Consider the following 14,157-nt stretch of genomic DNA (forward strand, 5'->3'; position numbering starts at 1 on the left):
ACGTTCTAACTTCAATCGCTCACACAAGTCCTTCCCTGCCGCGACAGATTTGCGCAATTCTGTTCACGCTTTTTCCAGGCAGCTTGAATGCAATTAGTTGCCTTTCTTGGGATTGGTAGGGGCGCCCTACTCCAGGACCGCCCTTCCGGCGATGAGCTCCCAATCGACGGCAAGGAGCCTCGACGAACGGGGCGTTCGCGCTTGGGATCCTGGCGCGATCCTTATTTTTGGAGATAGGGAAGCAGAAGCGGTCGGGGGCCAAGATCGGCCAGCCTCTGTCCCGCCATGGTTACAAGAGGAAGATGCGGCTCGCCGAGTCCACAGATCGCGGCAAAAAAACCTTTCGCCGTGATTCGAGCCATCCTGAGCAGAATTCTTGCCGGTGCGCGTTCACGGCCGGCCACACGCTGTTGCTGTTGATTTCATACAGCGCGGCAAACATCAAAGCGTGGCGCGTTCCGCCGCGCCACGCCCATTACGGACCGATTGATCGTTAGCCGAAGCTTATGCCCCCGAGCGCGAAGAGCCCGATGAGAACCACGAAAAACCCAGCGATCACGGCGATCATTCCGGTCCGGCCATACAAGCGGCCGGTGAAATAGGCAGCCGTACCGAAAAGAATAATCATCGCAATCAGAATGACCAAGCTCGCACCGCTGCCTTCGGTTGCACCAATCGAGCTCGTCGCCGCGGAATTCACAACGGCCATTTTCAACCTCCCCTTTTTTAGTCCTACCTTTAGGATCCGGTCGGCGCGCACCATGCCAAGGCGTTCTGCGCGACGACCCGGCGAACAAAATCTACGCCAAGACGATGACTGCCTCATGAAATGAGTGCGACAGGTCATCGCGCTTGACGCAATTACGCAGCGCGATAAGCCGTAGCGAAAGCTCAAGCCTGTGCATCCGGCAGGGTCGGATGGAAGGGGGCCGAAGTTGGAGGAGTTCAAGGGGTCGGCGCGACTCGACAAGGGGCTCGGGCGACCGTCAATTGCGTGATTCGGGTTCAGCGGGAAATGCTGCGCAAACTGTCAGAGTAAGGAAAAAAAATGTACACAAAGAAAGCTCTAAGCCTCGCCGATGCCAGGCAGATCGCAGCGGCTGCCGAAGCTGAAGCGGTCAGCAACAAGTGGACTGTGACGATTGCCGTGCTCGATGACGGCGGCAATCTTCTTTATCTGCAGCGCATGGATGAGGCGCCCTTGGGTTCGGTCCTCGTCGCGCAGAAAAAGGCGCGGACCGCGGTTTTGTTCAAGCGGCCGACGAAAAGCCTCGAGGAGATCGTCGCGGGCGGCCGCGCGGTCATGCTGACCCTCCCCGGAGCGACGCCGATCGAAGGCGGCTTGCCGCTCATGAACGATGGCCGTGTCGTCGGCGCCATCGGCGTCTCCGGCGTGCAATCCTCGCAGGATGGACAAATCGCGCAGGCGGGGGTCGAAGTTGCGGCGAAACTGTGAAGGGGCCGGTGCCGGTTGATGTCCGGGGGGTGTCGCCGCTTCATTAATCGGACTAACCCACAGCCACTCCGCTCCGCTGCCTTGCGCCAGGGGTTCCCTTCGTTTATGCCGCTGCCTTCGCCGCGAAACCTGTAGGCCGTCATTTGTCCGTTGCAAAAAAGCCCGTCGCCATCATCATGGGCAGCGACTCGGATTGGGAGACGATGCGCCACGCCGCCTCCCTTCTCGACGACCTCAAGGTCGGCTTTGCGCCGCTGATCGTGTCGGCTCATCGCACGCCCGACAGGCTCGTGGCATTTGCCAAAGGCGCCAAGGCGGCGGGATATAAGGTCATCATCGCGGGGGCCGGCGGGGCCGCGCATCTTCCGGGCATGACCGCGGCCATGACGCTGCTGCCGGTTTTGGGCGTGCCGGTCGATAATACCGCATTGGGTGGACAGGATTCCCTTTTCTCGATCGTGCAGATGCCGGCGGGTATTCCGGTCGGCACCCTGGCGATCGGCAAGGCGGGCGCGGTCAATGCGGCGCTTCTGGCGGCGTCGATCCTTGCTTTGAGCGACCCCGAACTTGAGACGCGGCTCGCCGCCTGGCGGGCGGCGCAAACCAAAGCGGTCGCCGAACGGCCTTCGGGGAAGAGCTGATCCATGGCGTTTGAAATTTCTCCCGGAACGACGATCGGAATCTTGGGTGGCGGCCAATTGGGGCGCATGCTCGCGGTCGCGGCCGCCAAACTCGGGTTGAGAGCGCATATTTATGCGCCCGATCCGGAAAGTCCGGCGTTCGACGTCTGCAGCGCGCGGACGCTGGCGTCCTACCAGGACGAGCAGGCCCTGACGGAGTTTGCCTCAAGGGTCGGGTTGATCACCTATGAATTCGAGAATGTTCCGGCCCGGACCGCTTCGATCCTAGCCGATTCCTGCGCCGTGCGGCCGGGTCCCGAGGCGTTGGCCGTTTGCCAGGACCGCCTGGCCGAAAAGGAGTTTTTAACGGCGGCCGGGATCAAGGCGGCGCCTTATATGCGGGTCGACGATGCCGGAGCGCTCGCCCGCGCCGTTGCTCAGATCGGCCGCCCCTCGATCCTGAAAACGCGGCGTTTTGGCTATGACGGAAAGGGCCAGGTGCTGGTCCGGGAAGGGGCCGATCTGGCGGTGACGTTCCGAACGCTCGGCGGCAAGCCGGCGATCCTGGAAGGCATTGTGCCCTTCGCCAAGGAAATCTCGGTCGTGGCCGCGCGGGGCTTGGGCGGCGAATTCGCGGCCTATGATGTTTGCGAGAACGTCCACGAAAACCACATTCTGAAAACCACCCGCGCGCCCGCGCGACTCGAACCGGGGACAGCCGCCGAGGCCATTCGGATCACCAAGGTCATTGCCGACGCGCTCGACTATTGCGGGGTCCTCGCGGTGGAGATGTTCGCGGTCGACTCCAGTGGAGGAGATGGCACCGGGCCGCTTGAGCTTTGCGTCAATGAAATTGCGCCGCGGGTCCATAATTCCGGTCATTGGACCCTCGACGGCGCGATCACGTCGCAATTCGAACAGCACATCAGGGCCATTGCCGGCTGGCCGCTGGGGATGACGACCCGCCACGGCGAGCAAATCGGCGGCTATGCCGAGATGCAGAATCTGATCGGCGAGGAAGTTCGGGCGTGGGACCAGATTTTGCACGAGCCGGGCGCCAATCTGCATCTTTATGGCAAGGCGGAAGCGCGGGCGGGGCGTAAAATGGGGCATGTCACCCGCATTCTGTCCGCCCCGAAATAATCCCCGTGTCCAATGGGACCGGATTTTAGGATCGGCGTTTGTGGGGAGTGGGCGGCGAGTACCCCCTGATCGTCTCGGGAAATCGTGAGGCCGGGGCCGCGATGTCTCTGGACAGGGAAGGCTGATTCTGGTATCGCCACTTCTTCGTCGTCCGGGTGCTTCTGCACCGGGCCCATTATATTTGTCTTTTAGTCAGATTCGTCGCGTCACGCGATGGAGTGGCGCCATATCCAAGGACTCCTGCGTGCAAGTTCTCGTTCGCGACAATAATGTTGACCAGGCGCTTAAGGCGCTGAAGAAAAAGATGCAGCGTGAGGGCATTTTCCGCGAAATGAAGCTTCGCGGACATTATGAAAAGCCTTCGGAAAAGCGAGCTCGGGAAAAGGCCGAAGCGGTGCGCCGGGCTCGCAAGCTTGCCCGCAAGAAGTTGCAGCGCGAAGGTCTTTTGCCGATGCGGCCCAAGCCCGTCGTGGGCGCGGCGGGCCGCTGAGACGGCGAAATAAGGGCATGATCGCAAGTCATGCTCTGCAATGGAAAGATTGGCCGGAGGGTCGCGGCCGGGTGGAAAGCGTCCGTTTTGAACCGATGTCTTTTCATTTTATTGCACATAATCAAGAAGCGCCAACTCGCCTGAGGGCGGAGGCGCCCCGTGGAAGCCGGACAAGGATGACCGGATGATGGTTTTCACGTCTTTGGCCCAAAACACAAAAACGGGGCGGGCTGGTTCTTTTGCCCTGCTGCTTGTCGCCCCCTTGGCGCTCGCCGGCTGCGAGACGGCCACGAACATGATGGGGCGGCAGGGGACCGGTGTCGCCGAAGTCGCCAATCAGTCGCCGCAGGAAGCCACCGCCAATATTGCTTCGCTGACCGAGGTGGTCCAGCGCAATCCGTCCAGCGCCGAGGCCTATAATACGCGGGGTGTCGCTTACGCGAAGATCGGCAAGTTTCAGGAAGCCATCGCGGACTTCAGCCAGTCGCTCAAGCTCGATCCGAACAATGCCGCCTCTCTGACCAACCGGGCCCTGGCTTTCCGGCAGATCAATCGCAACGATGCCGCGCTCGCCGATTTCAATCGGGCGGTTGAGGCAAATCCAAACCACGCCCCAGCCTATCTCGGCCGCGCCAATCTCTTGCGGGTGCAAGGCAAGCTCGACGACGCGCGCGCCGACCTCGACCAGGCGATCAAGCTAAATCCCGAAAACGCCCAGGCGTTTCACGCAAGAGGGCTGATCTATCAACGGGAAGGCCTGCACGACCAGGCGATTACCGATTTCGATAATGCGATCGATCGAGATCCTTTCGCCGGCGCTCCCTATCAGGCGCGCGGTCAAAGCCTGATTGCCATCGGCAAGAACGACAAGGCGATCGAGGATTTCAACGCCGCGCTCAATGTCGACAACAAGAACGCCGATGCCTGGGCGGGTCTCGGTCTCGCCTATGAAAAATCGGGCAATCGCGCCAAGGCCATCGAATCCTACCAGCGCGCGCTGGTCTTCGATCCGAACAGCCAAATCGCCAAGGAAGGCGTCGCGCGCATCGGACGGGCTTAGACGCTCCGCCCAGTCTGCCCACGCCTGTTGCGGGCTCACGCACTTTGAGCGTGCGCTCTAGGCGCGCAATTGCATTTTATCGCTTAGAAGATTCGGAGCGGGCGCGTGATCCAGAGTCGATCCGGATCACGCGAAGGGTGCTCAATCGATATAGGTGGGCGTTGCGAATTCGAAGATCGGCTGCGGGCGGCCTGGAACTTCGAGCGGCGCGGGCAGGGTCTCGTTGCCGAATTGAGACTTCAGGAACACCTGATCGGGCGTCCGATTGAAGATCGTGTTGGCGGTCACGTAATTCGACATGCTTCCGACCGGAACGACCGGGCCGGGATCGAGGAAGCTGCGCTGATTGACGGTGAGCGGCGGCCGTTCATCATAATAGCGCTGAGCGACTTGCTGCGGATAGCGGTGGTGCCGCGCCTTGGCTTGCGCCGGGGCGGAGGCTGTCAGAGCGGCCACAGCGGCGGCGGCTATCATGATCGTTGCCGTATTGCGAAACATTGTAAACTCCTGGGCTTCTAACGCTAGAACGCAACGGCAGCGTTTTGGTTCACGCCGAAACCATAATATTTGCAGGGCTTTTGCCCAGATGTGAGGTCGCTAGCTCTTGCTGAGACGTCGCATCGGCGGAAGCGTGGCTTCCCGGCAGGTTAAAGCGCTGTTTGCCTGCGGTGCGCCGAAGAACGCGATGAGATCGCCGTCCGCGACGAGCGTGGCAAGGCCGATCCGGTCAATGAGGCAGGCCAAGCCTGATCGAGAGGTGACGCCGCCGCAGGCGAAGCCTGAAATCCGGAGATTGGGGGCCGAGCTGGCAAATCGAAATCCGAAACAGTCCCTCCCGGAGCCGCCGTCTCGAGCTAAGGTCAGATCAGCAGCCTCGAAGGCCCCGAACCTAGTGACGAGCGCTGCCGGCTGGGTCGCCCGCGTGATCGCGCGCCCGGTTTCAGCTGCCCGCCGCGCGAGTTCGACGAAAAACGAAGAGCTTGGCGCGGCTTCCTGTCCCGGTTGGTAGACGATCAGGCGTAACAGGGCGGTATCGTCCGATCCTCCATACCCGAACACATCTTGCCGGCCGCCGCCGGCGCGGTGGTGCCGGGCCTCGTAATAGCCTGTCGCCCCAACGAATTCGGGAGCTTCGAGTCGAAAAATCTGGCGCGGATTTTGAACTTCAATCCAGGCCGGGGCGGGCGCCTGCTGCGCACTCTTACGGCCGGGGGCGTGGTCGGCTCCATGCAAGATCATGAATCCATAGCCAAGCAGCAGAAGCAGGGCCGTCAGCAGGCCAAGGCGCCACTGGCCAAGCCAAACCCACCGCGCTCTCTGCGGACCTTTCCCAAACCGGGCGTGCACGGTGCGGGGCGGGCTTGAAATCGTCAGACTTTTCCCACCCATGCCTTTGCCCTTGATCCCCGCGCCCTCTAAAGCCCTTTGGGCCAAGGCAAAATACGCCGGGAAGGTTGGGCGAGCGTTACCGGCCGCAACCGGTTGCAAACAGCGTCAACGCCGCGTTTATGAAGCGGAGGCCCCGTTAATCATGTTGGGCGCGGGGTCTCGTTCGGCATCCTACCCGCCAGCGAACCCTTCGTTGCGATGCGGCACGACATGGCTTATGCAAGGGCCTCTGCCGGAAATCCCAAAACTCAACTTGTCCATGGAGAATAAAAGCGATGGGTTTTAAGGTCGCCGTTGTCGGCGCGACGGGCAATGTTGGGCGGGAAATGCTCGATATTCTCGCTGAACGCCGTTTCCCAGTCGATGAAATCGTGGCGCTCGCCTCGTCGCGTTCGATCGGCACGGAGGTTTCCTTCGGCGACAAGATCCTCAAATGCAAATCGCTTGAAAATTTTGATTTTGGCGGAATCGACATTTGCCTGATGTCGGCCGGCGGAACAATTTCCAAAGAATGGTCGCCGAAGATCGCAGCGCAAGGCTGCGTGGTCATCGATAATTCGTCGGCCTGGCGCTATGATTCTGAAGTTCCGTTGATCGTCCCGGAGGTAAATGCCGACGCGATCGCGGGTTTTTCCAAGAAGAACATCATCGCCAACCCGAATTGCTCGACCGCGCAGCTTGTCGTCGCCCTGAAGCCGCTCCACGACAAGGCCAAGATTCTGCGGGTCGTGGTTTCGACCTATCAATCCGTCTCGGGCGCCGGCAAGCAGGCGATGGACGAGCTGTTTGCACAGACGCGCGCCATCTTCGTGTCCGATAGCGTTGAAACCAAGAACTTCCCCAAGCGGATCGCCTTCAACGTCATTCCCGAAATCGACGTCTTCATGGAGGATGGCTACACCAAGGAAGAATGGAAGATGATGGCGGAGACCAAAAAGATTCTTGATCCCAAAATCAAGCTGACCGCGACCTGCGTGCGCGTGCCGGTTTTCATCGGCCATTCCGAGGCCGTCCATATCGAGTTCGAAAATCCGATCAGCGCGGACGAGGCGCGGGATATTTTGCGCGAAGCCCCGGGGTGTTTGGTCATCGATAAGCGCGAGCGCGGGGGCTACATTACGCCGCATGAAGCGGCGGGCGAGGATGCGACCTATATTTCCCGCATCCGCGAGGATGCCACGGTCGAAAACGGTCTCGTTCTTTGGTGCGTGGCCGATAATTTGCGCAAGGGTGCGGCGCTCAATGCGATTCAAATCGCCGAAACGCTGATCAATCGCAAATTGATCACGCCGAAGAAAAAAGCCGCGTAAAAGCGCTCTGCGTTCTGGAGTCGTACTCGCCGAAGTCGTCGCGGCCCACCTCACTTGCGTGGGGCTCCGCCAGCAATGCCGGCGCCGCTTAGTCGTGAAGCAGACTCGCCAGATAGTCCAAATAATCAGCGATATTTGCAACCGGACTTGCCCCCGCTAAACTATCGAACTGAAATTGTTTGTAACCAATGGAAATTGTCCGATGGGTAAAATCATTCGGCCATTCCACTTTGGATACTCCAGACAATTGCAGCCGCCATAATATTTCGCCTTCGATGGCGCGGGCTCGCGGTGCTAAATTAGTATCAAATTCATGTTTTTTTTCGATTATTAGTTTTCCGTATTCCGAAATAGTTGCGTCGGAATCCTGTTTAATTTGCTCAGCGCTTCTAGTGTCGGATGGTTTCGAACGCGAAAAAAGGTCAGAACGTTTTTTATCATGGATCGTTTCAAATTGCCTCATACGGCCAGTAAATTCTGCGATAGCTTTTTTTAATTCTGTATTTGAAACACCAATAAATTCTATATTTTGCTGTGCTTTTGGCTCTGGTACTTTATCAATAACCTCGTTTCCTCGAACTATTGTCGTTTCCTTACCTTGAATATTAAATGCTTTTCTATTTCCAACGTCGCCAACTATTCTATTGTTCTCAACTGTGGTATGTTTTGCGCCGCCAATCTCAAATATTGCATCGGAGGCGTCACGCTGCGGCGCGTCTTGCGTGGGTGACCAAAAATACCAAGCAGCGCCCCCACAAAATATCATAAGGCCGATTGCCATCGTGATAATAGGCCACATCACTTTTGGTCGTTTCCTTTCATCGTGGATAGAAAGGCTAGCTACTACAACAATTGTCACGAGGAAGACAGCGATGCCGCCCCAAAACAAAACACCGGATAACGGCGGTTGTAATCTAAGATAATTTGGGGCGGCCATCATTATGATGCCGATAGCTGGCGCGGCAATCCAGCCAGCCCAAATTGAAATTTGGCGATCAATGTGCTGCATTGGACGAATACTGACTTCCCTTTGTGAAAGTCGCAACTGTTAATGAATAATGCACACCCCGCGGCCCACTTTGCTTTACGCCTCCTTTCGGAGATGTGAGTAAGAGCCCGCTAAACGGCTTTTGGTGTTTGCGCCATAAGTACCTGCTTCAAGGCACGACGTCCGGCGTTTGCCAGGCGAGATGCTGTCCGGCGTCGACGGCGATCATCTGGCCGGTGACATTGCGGGCGGTGGCAAGATAAAGCACCGCGTCGGCAATGTCGTCGGGGGCAATTGCGCGCCCGAGCGGTACTCCCGCGACTTCCTGCGCAAATCCAGCTTCGCCTTGGTTGAAATTCGGCGAGACCGGTCCCGGTCCAACCCCATTCACGCGGATGCCGAGCGGGGCAAAAGCTTGCGCCATCGTTCGGGTCGCCGCCCAGAGCGCCGCCTTGCTCAGGCTATAGGTGAAGAATTGGGGCGTCGGCCGAAACACTCTCTGATCGATGATGTTGACGATTGCGCCCTCGGTTCCTGCTGGCAATTGGCAGGCAAAGTCGCGGGAGAGAACAGCTGGCGCTTTGAGATTGATCGAAAAATGCCGGTCCCATCGCTCCAGATCGAACGAGATCGCGTCGTCGGCCTCGAAGAGCGCGGCATTGTTGACGAGCAGAGTCAGCGGCCCAAAAAGCGCGCTCGCTTCGCGGGTCATTCGGGTAAGCGCTGCGGGATCGCTTAGATCGAGCGCCAACACCGAAACCTTGCATCCTTGCAGCGTCATCGCCGCCGCCGCCGTTTCGGCCTGCGCGCGCGAGGCCTCGCTGCAGTGCAAAACAACAGGATAGCCGGCTAGGGCGAGACGTTCAGCAATCCGCAGTCCGATTCGCTTTGCCGCCCCGGTTACAAGCGCCGCGCCCGGTCTCACCCCCAAACCTGATCCGCTGATCATACCCTCGTTCCCCAAGCGTGCACGGGAACGCCCGCCCGTCGCGCCCCACGCAGCGAATCTGACGCCCCCCAATCATATGATTTTGCATCATCTTATCGCAAAGATGAGGACAACTTTCGCGGCTCATGGCGTAGCAAATCAATTTGATGGTGTTTCTTCACCGTTTTGTTAAGGTTCTTCAAACGGATCGCGCGGCGAACAACGACCGTGCAGCGTTGCATAACAAGAACGGGACTTTGCGAAGAACAATAATGCAAAAAACCTGAGGGAGGAGTAGGCGATGGGCCTTTTGAGTTTCGTCAAAAAGATTTTTGGTACGCCTCAAAGCGACGCGGCCCCGCCTGATCGGCTGGAACAGGAAATCGAAGAGCACGGGATCGATGTCTCCCAAAACGACGATTGGGTCGAGGAAAAAGAAATAGTCGTCGCGGCACAGGACGAAGTTTTGACCGTCGTGACGCTCCGGGATGAACTCGCGTCCTCGGATAGCGCGCCCGAGGGCGAGACCGCCGGCGAAGCCGAACTTAACGAACCGGGCCCCGCTTCCGAAGAAGCCGAGAGAACGGCCCCTGAGTCCCTCGACAATTTTCCCATCGTTGACGACGCAAAGGCGGACCCGGCTTCGACCGGTCAGGAGCCTGAGTCATAAGCCTAAGATACCGAACTGAGATTTGCTTTAAGAACGGGGAGCCGCGCTATCGGACTGGTTTCAGGCTCTCGAAGCCTTGAAGACGGTTGCTTTCACTTGTGGCGGTGAATGTGCCCCCGGCATATTGAGGCATCTTAGAGCGGGATGAGGAAAAGTGGAAACCGGTTTTCCGTCGGCATCCCGCTCTAAGCTTTTGGAATCGATCACGATGATTTTGGATTGAGTCAATCCAAAATCATCGTGATCTAGTGATACTAAAGACACAGCTCGAGATGCATCAAGCTGACGGCTCTTGCGGGCACGAGCAGCCACCGCTATAAGATCGTGTCGGCAAGGTGCGGCGAGCAAAAGGTTCGGCGTCACATCGGAGTGTAGCGCAGCCTGGTAGCGCACCTCGTTCGGGACGAGGGGGTCGGAGGTTCGAATCCTCTCACTCCGACCATTGTTATTAATAGAGATTGCGTAAGCAGCATCCCATTGGGGGGCTCAGGGGATGGGGAGGTTTCGGCAGGGATCGCTCGCAAGACGCGTCGCCATTAGTGCGATCGCGCTCTACGCGCTTTTGCTGCAGGGCTTTCTCGCTGCCTCGGCGCCGGCCGCAGCGCTCGACTTCCCCGGCGGCATCAGTTGCGCCATCGATGGAGCCGGAACGCCCGGCGGAGATCCTGCGCGTCATCACGGTCTTTGCTGCATCCTCGCCTGCGCCGCCGTTGGCGGCGCCTATGTTGCCTCGGTTTCGACGCTCACGTTTTTCGTGCCCCGCGTCGCTTCCGCCTTCGAATTTGCGCCGGCACCAGGGCTGTCTGCCCGGCCGCCGCTCAAATATTATTTTACCGCGCGCGGCCCTCCGATCAGCCTCTGATCGCGCCCACGCTGCCCGGTTTATTCCGGCTCCCCTCAGCGGTCCAATCGCTATTGGCGTGATTTCCCTGTCCTTGTCGCGCAACCCCGCAGCGCTTGCCGCCAACTCGTGCGGCAAAGCTCTCCGGTCCAGGCGCAGGAACGGGTAAATCGGGCCGGGACCCAGAGCCTCGATCTCAAAACGGCACGTGCGGCGTCGGCGCCCCCATGAGGGAGCGTCCGTGTACGAGCGCTTTTTCGTTTGCTTGGCCGGCGTGAGCCTTTGCGGCCCCCGGTCCTCGTTTGAGGTCAACTCATGTTCCATTTCGACATCGGCATCGCCGCCTCGGCGTTTGCCCTGATTTGCACCTGGTTTTCGCATCGTCCTCAACCCCCGGAGGCAGTTCATGTCCGCCTCTGACGGTGTACTCGCGGGCCTCTATCAGGCCCATGCTCATGAATTGCAGGGGTTTGCCCGGCGTCGGGTCGGGCGCCAGGAAGCGGAGGATGTCGTGCAAGACACCTACCTCCATTTGCTGCAACGCGGCGCCGCGGCCACCCTTGAACATCCGCGTGCCTATCTGTTTCGCATTGCCGCCAATCTCGCTGTGGATTTGACGCGCAAGACCAAGATCAGATCGCGCTATGCGGGCGACAATATCGATCTCGAACAACTGTCCGGAAATTCCGGAAGTCCTGAAGCGGCGAGCGAAGGCGCGATGGAACTGCGGCGGCTGCAAGCCGCGCTTGCGGAACTTCCGCCACTCTGCCGCGCGGCCTTTTTGCTGAACCGGATCGATGGTCTGACCTATGCCGAGATCGGGGAACGGCTGGGCCTGTCGGTTCGCACGATCGACCGCTACATGGTCCGGGCGTGGAGCCATGTGCGCGGCCAGGTTGGTCGCGGATTGGACGCTTGAACCGGTCCTGAGGTCGAGTCGCCTCGCATAAGACAGAGGGGGAGGGCGCCGTGAGGTGCCCTCCCCTTCTGTTTTGGTGCTGCATTTTGGGTGGAACGCGTTCAGCCGGGCAAAGCCCAGACGCTGATCGAAAGCAGGCCGCCAGGATCGGCGCTGGGTCCGACGAGAATTTGAAACTCCCCCGGTTCCAGAACAGGCTTTAGGTCTGCCCCCAAAAAACAAAGTTCAGCGCCGGAAAGGAGAAAGCGGACGGTTCCGGCTTCTCCCGGCCCCAGCGCGATTTTGGCGACACCCTTGAGTTCAAGGAGCGGCGGTGCCACGCTTGCCACCATATCTCGCGAAAACATGAACACCGTCTGCTCGCCCGCAACCGCGCTTTCGTTGGTGACGTCGGCTTCGACGGTGAATTGATCGCCCCGCCGGAATTCTTTCGTGCTCGCCCGCGGATTGGCGATCGTAAAACGGCTGTAACCGAGGCCATGTCCGAACCAAAATTGCGGCTCGACCGGCATGTCGAGATATTTGCTGGTGTAGGGATCGTCCGGATTGGCCGGCCGCCCGGACGGACGCACGGCGAAATAAATCGGCACTTGGCCGACACTGCGCGGCCAGGTGACGGGAAGCCGGCCGGTCGGATTGAATTTGCCGGTCAGCACGTCGGCGATGGCATGGCCCGCTTGTGCCCCGAGAAACCAGGTTGCGACGACGGCCCCCGCTCGTTCAACAATGTCCGGGATCATCAGCGGACGGCCTGAAGAAATCAGAGCGACAACCGGTTTGCCCAAGTCGAACATGGCTTGCGCCAGAGCGCTCTGGGCTCCCGGCAAATCGGGGTTCGCCCGGCTCGCGGCTTCGCCGCTCATCGCCGCAGCTTCGCCAAGACTTAACAGGATCAGATCGGCGCCACGGCAAAGCTCGCAGGCGGCGGCAATGCTGGTCGTATCCGGCTCGGCGATCGAAACGCCCGGCGCATAGACGATTTCGATGCCGGGCAGCGCGCCGGCAAGCCCTTCGCGGATCGAAACGGAATTGGAAACGGCGCCGGCGGCGGTCCAGGGGCCGCACATTTGCGCCGATGCGTCCGCGAGAGGCCCGACAAGGGCGATGCGCCGCACCTGTGGAGAAATCGGCAAAATGTCGCGATTGGAAAGAAGAACAATGCAGCGTCGGGCGATATCGCGGGCAAACTCAAGCCGGGCTTTTAGGACACTTGGATCGACGGTCTTTGCGGAGCCGCGCCGATAGGGGTCAGCGAAAAGACCGAGGCGCTCCTTCAACTCCAGTACACGGCGTACCGCCGTATCGATTTGGTCGATCGAGACGAGACCGCGCGCGATGGCCGGGGGCAAACCCCGGCTGTAGGCACCGCCCATCATGTCGATGTCGACTTCGGCCGTAAGCGCCGCGGCGGCGGCCTCGGCGATATCGGCCACAACCCCGTGGCGCAGCAGTTCGCTGATCGCATTATAATCGCTGACGACGATGCCTTGGAAGCCCAGCTCTTGGCGCAGCCAGTCGCGGAGCAGCGGGATATGCGCGGTCATCGGAATGCCGTTCACGTCGTTGAAAGCCGGCATGATCGCGGCACAGCCGGCTTCGACCGCGGCGGCAAAAGGTGGCATATAAATTTCGCGCAACATCCGTTCGGAGACATCCGCCGAAGCATAATCGCGCCCGGCGAGGGCGGCGCCATAGGCGCAAACATGCTTGGCCGTGGCGGCCACGGCGTCGGCGCGGGCCAAACCGTCGGGTAAGTCCGTTGCCTGGAAGCCGCGGACCTTGGCCGCGGCAAACAGCGAGGCAATGAGGGGATCTTCGCCCGGTCCCTCGGCGATGCGGCCCCAGCGCGGATCCCGCGCAATATCGATCATGGGTGCGAAGATCAGGTTTAGGCCGTCTTCTGCTGCCTCAATCGCTGCTTCACGGGCGCTGCGTTCCCATAATGATGGCTCAAACGAAGCCGCTTCGGCAAGTGGAATGGGAAAGATCGTTTTATGACCATGCAGCACATCGAAGCCAAACAGCAGCGGAATCCCAAGCCGGCTCTTTTCCACCGCGATTTTTTGGATCGCGAAAACGTCTTGCGCACCCCAAAGGTTTAGTATGCTCCCAATCGTCCCGGCCGCAACGCCCTTGGTCACGTCGCCCGCCAGCACCGGTCCAGTAATGGCATATCCGGCCGCGACCATATTGAGTTGACCGATTTTTTCGTCGATGGTCATCGCCGCGAGGAGTTTATCGATCCTTTTCATCGGCGCGACCTGGTCCTATGAGGGTGCGCCCGGTGCCTTATGGCGCTATCTTCGCTAAACTAACCCTTATGCTATGGACGTTGGTAGGGAA

16 protein-coding genes and 1 tRNA gene are annotated in these 14,157 nt (G+C 59.6%); 10 read left to right on the plus strand and 7 right to left on the minus strand.

What is annotated here, in order from left to right:
• Nucleotides 1-221: 221 nt before the first annotated feature.
• Both CU048_10650 and CU048_10655 read right to left on the minus strand, forming a co-directional pair.
• On the minus strand, nt 222-404 hold the full coding sequence (locus CU048_10650; protein QBR71662.1) for a hypothetical protein: 183 nt from the start codon (nt 402-404) through the stop codon (nt 222-224).
• A gap of 89 nt (nt 405-493) precedes the next feature.
• Complete coding sequence (locus CU048_10655; GenBank protein ID QBR71663.1) at nt 494-763, minus strand: hypothetical protein; 270 nt, start codon at nt 761-763, stop codon at nt 494-496.
• Between the two features lie 285 nt (nt 764-1,048).
• Here CU048_10655 and CU048_10660 point away from each other — a divergent pair, with 285 nt between their 5' ends.
• The 5 genes from CU048_10660 to CU048_10680 all read left to right on the plus strand — a co-directional run bounded on the left by CU048_10660 (nt 1,049) and on the right by CU048_10680 (nt 4,769).
• Complete coding sequence (locus CU048_10660; GenBank protein QBR71664.1) at nt 1,049-1,456, plus strand: hypothetical protein; 408 nt, start codon at nt 1,049-1,051, stop codon at nt 1,454-1,456.
• A 176-nt stretch (nt 1,457-1,632) separates the two neighbouring features.
• Nucleotides 1,633-2,097, plus strand: coding sequence for a 5-(carboxyamino)imidazole ribonucleotide mutase (gene purE / locus CU048_10665; protein QBR72848.1), 465 nt, complete (start codon nt 1,633-1,635; stop codon nt 2,095-2,097).
• Between the two features lie 3 nt (nt 2,098-2,100).
• Nucleotides 2,101-3,219 carry a 5-(carboxyamino)imidazole ribonucleotide synthase gene (locus CU048_10670; protein QBR71665.1) on the plus strand — a complete coding sequence of 373 codons (1,119 nt, stop codon included), beginning with the start codon at nt 2,101-2,103 and terminating at the stop codon, nt 3,217-3,219.
• Between the two features lie 244 nt (nt 3,220-3,463).
• Nucleotides 3,464-3,709, plus strand: a complete 246-nt coding sequence (gene rpsU / locus CU048_10675; protein ID QBR71666.1) for a 30S ribosomal protein S21 — start codon at nt 3,464-3,466, stop codon at nt 3,707-3,709.
• A 184-nt stretch (nt 3,710-3,893) separates the two neighbouring features.
• Nucleotides 3,894-4,769, plus strand: a complete 876-nt coding sequence (locus CU048_10680) for a hypothetical protein (GenBank protein QBR71667.1) — start codon at nt 3,894-3,896, stop codon at nt 4,767-4,769.
• Nucleotides 4,770-4,910: 141 nt separating this feature from the next.
• Here CU048_10680 and CU048_10685 read toward each other — a convergent pair whose 3' ends face one another.
• Nucleotides 4,911-5,267 (minus strand): hypothetical protein, encoded by a 357-nt coding sequence (locus CU048_10685; protein QBR71668.1) that lies wholly within the window; start codon nt 5,265-5,267, stop codon nt 4,911-4,913.
• A 99-nt stretch (nt 5,268-5,366) separates the two neighbouring features.
• Entirely contained in the window at nt 5,367-6,203 is an 837-nt protein-coding gene (locus CU048_10690) for a hypothetical protein (protein QBR71669.1), read from the minus strand.
• Between the two features lie 230 nt (nt 6,204-6,433).
• Here CU048_10690 and CU048_10695 point away from each other — a divergent pair, with 230 nt between their 5' ends.
• Complete coding sequence (locus CU048_10695; protein ID QBR71670.1) at nt 6,434-7,468, plus strand: aspartate-semialdehyde dehydrogenase; 1,035 nt, start codon at nt 6,434-6,436, stop codon at nt 7,466-7,468.
• Nucleotides 7,469-7,556: 88 nt separating this feature from the next.
• Here CU048_10695 and CU048_10700 read toward each other — a convergent pair whose 3' ends face one another.
• Nucleotides 7,557-8,477 carry a hypothetical protein gene (locus tag CU048_10700; GenBank protein ID QBR71671.1) on the minus strand — a complete coding sequence of 307 codons (921 nt, stop codon included), beginning with the start codon at nt 8,475-8,477 and terminating at the stop codon, nt 7,557-7,559.
• A 148-nt stretch (nt 8,478-8,625) separates the two neighbouring features.
• On the minus strand, nt 8,626-9,405 hold the full coding sequence (locus tag CU048_10705) for a short chain dehydrogenase (protein ID QBR71672.1): 780 nt from the start codon (nt 9,403-9,405) through the stop codon (nt 8,626-8,628).
• A gap of 280 nt (nt 9,406-9,685) precedes the next feature.
• Between CU048_10705 and CU048_10710 the strand changes: the two genes are divergently transcribed.
• The 4 genes from CU048_10710 (at nt 9,686) to CU048_10725 (ending at nt 11,814) form a co-directional block, all read left to right on the plus strand.
• A complete protein-coding gene (locus tag CU048_10710; protein QBR71673.1) occupies nt 9,686-10,054 on the plus strand; it encodes a hypothetical protein in 369 nt (122 codons plus the stop codon).
• Between the two features lie 365 nt (nt 10,055-10,419).
• A tRNA-Pro gene (locus tag CU048_10715) sits at nt 10,420-10,496 on the plus strand.
• 51 nt (nt 10,497-10,547) lie between these two features.
• Nucleotides 10,548-10,916 (plus strand): hypothetical protein, encoded by a 369-nt coding sequence (locus CU048_10720; protein QBR71674.1) that lies wholly within the window; start codon nt 10,548-10,550, stop codon nt 10,914-10,916.
• Nucleotides 10,917-11,301: 385 nt separating this feature from the next.
• The gene (locus tag CU048_10725; protein ID QBR71675.1) at nt 11,302-11,814 is read left to right on the plus strand and encodes an RNA polymerase subunit sigma-24; all 513 of its coding nucleotides are present in this window, start codon (nt 11,302-11,304) and stop codon (nt 11,812-11,814) included.
• Between the two features lie 101 nt (nt 11,815-11,915).
• Here CU048_10725 and CU048_10730 read toward each other — a convergent pair whose 3' ends face one another.
• Complete coding sequence (locus tag CU048_10730; GenBank protein ID QBR71676.1) at nt 11,916-14,066, minus strand: beta-glucosidase; 2,151 nt, start codon at nt 14,064-14,066, stop codon at nt 11,916-11,918.
• Between the last annotated feature and the right edge of the window lie 91 nt (nt 14,067-14,157).

The organism is Beijerinckiaceae bacterium, assembly GCA_004564215.1.
In the GTDB taxonomy this organism is placed as follows: Bacteria; Pseudomonadota; Alphaproteobacteria; order Rhizobiales; family Beijerinckiaceae; genus Methylocapsa.

Coding starts and splice junctions, on each gene's coding strand:
- CU048_10710 (QBR71673.1), top strand. CDS start 9,686: ATGGGCCTTTTGAGTTTCGTCAAAAAGATTTTTGGTACGCCTCAAAGC.
- CU048_10655 (QBR71663.1), bottom strand. CDS start 763: ATGGTGCGCGCCGACCGGATCCTAAAGGTAGGACTAAAAAAGGGGAGG.
- CU048_10720 (QBR71674.1), top strand. CDS start 10,548: ATGGGGAGGTTTCGGCAGGGATCGCTCGCAAGACGCGTCGCCATTAGT.
- purE (QBR72848.1), top strand. CDS start 1,633: ATGGGCAGCGACTCGGATTGGGAGACGATGCGCCACGCCGCCTCCCTT.
- CU048_10700 (QBR71671.1), bottom strand. CDS start 8,477: ATGCAGCACATTGATCGCCAAATTTCAATTTGGGCTGGCTGGATTGCC.
- CU048_10725 (QBR71675.1), top strand. CDS start 11,302: ATGTCCGCCTCTGACGGTGTACTCGCGGGCCTCTATCAGGCCCATGCT.
- CU048_10680 (QBR71667.1), top strand. CDS start 3,894: ATGATGGTTTTCACGTCTTTGGCCCAAAACACAAAAACGGGGCGGGCT.
- CU048_10660 (QBR71664.1), top strand. CDS start 1,049: ATGTACACAAAGAAAGCTCTAAGCCTCGCCGATGCCAGGCAGATCGCA.
- CU048_10670 (QBR71665.1), top strand. CDS start 2,101: ATGGCGTTTGAAATTTCTCCCGGAACGACGATCGGAATCTTGGGTGGC.
- CU048_10730 (QBR71676.1), bottom strand. CDS start 14,066: ATGAAAAGGATCGATAAACTCCTCGCGGCGATGACCATCGACGAAAAA.
- CU048_10685 (QBR71668.1), bottom strand. CDS start 5,267: ATGTTTCGCAATACGGCAACGATCATGATAGCCGCCGCCGCTGTGGCC.
- CU048_10705 (QBR71672.1), bottom strand. CDS start 9,405: ATGATCAGCGGATCAGGTTTGGGGGTGAGACCGGGCGCGGCGCTTGTA.
- CU048_10695 (QBR71670.1), top strand. CDS start 6,434: ATGGGTTTTAAGGTCGCCGTTGTCGGCGCGACGGGCAATGTTGGGCGG.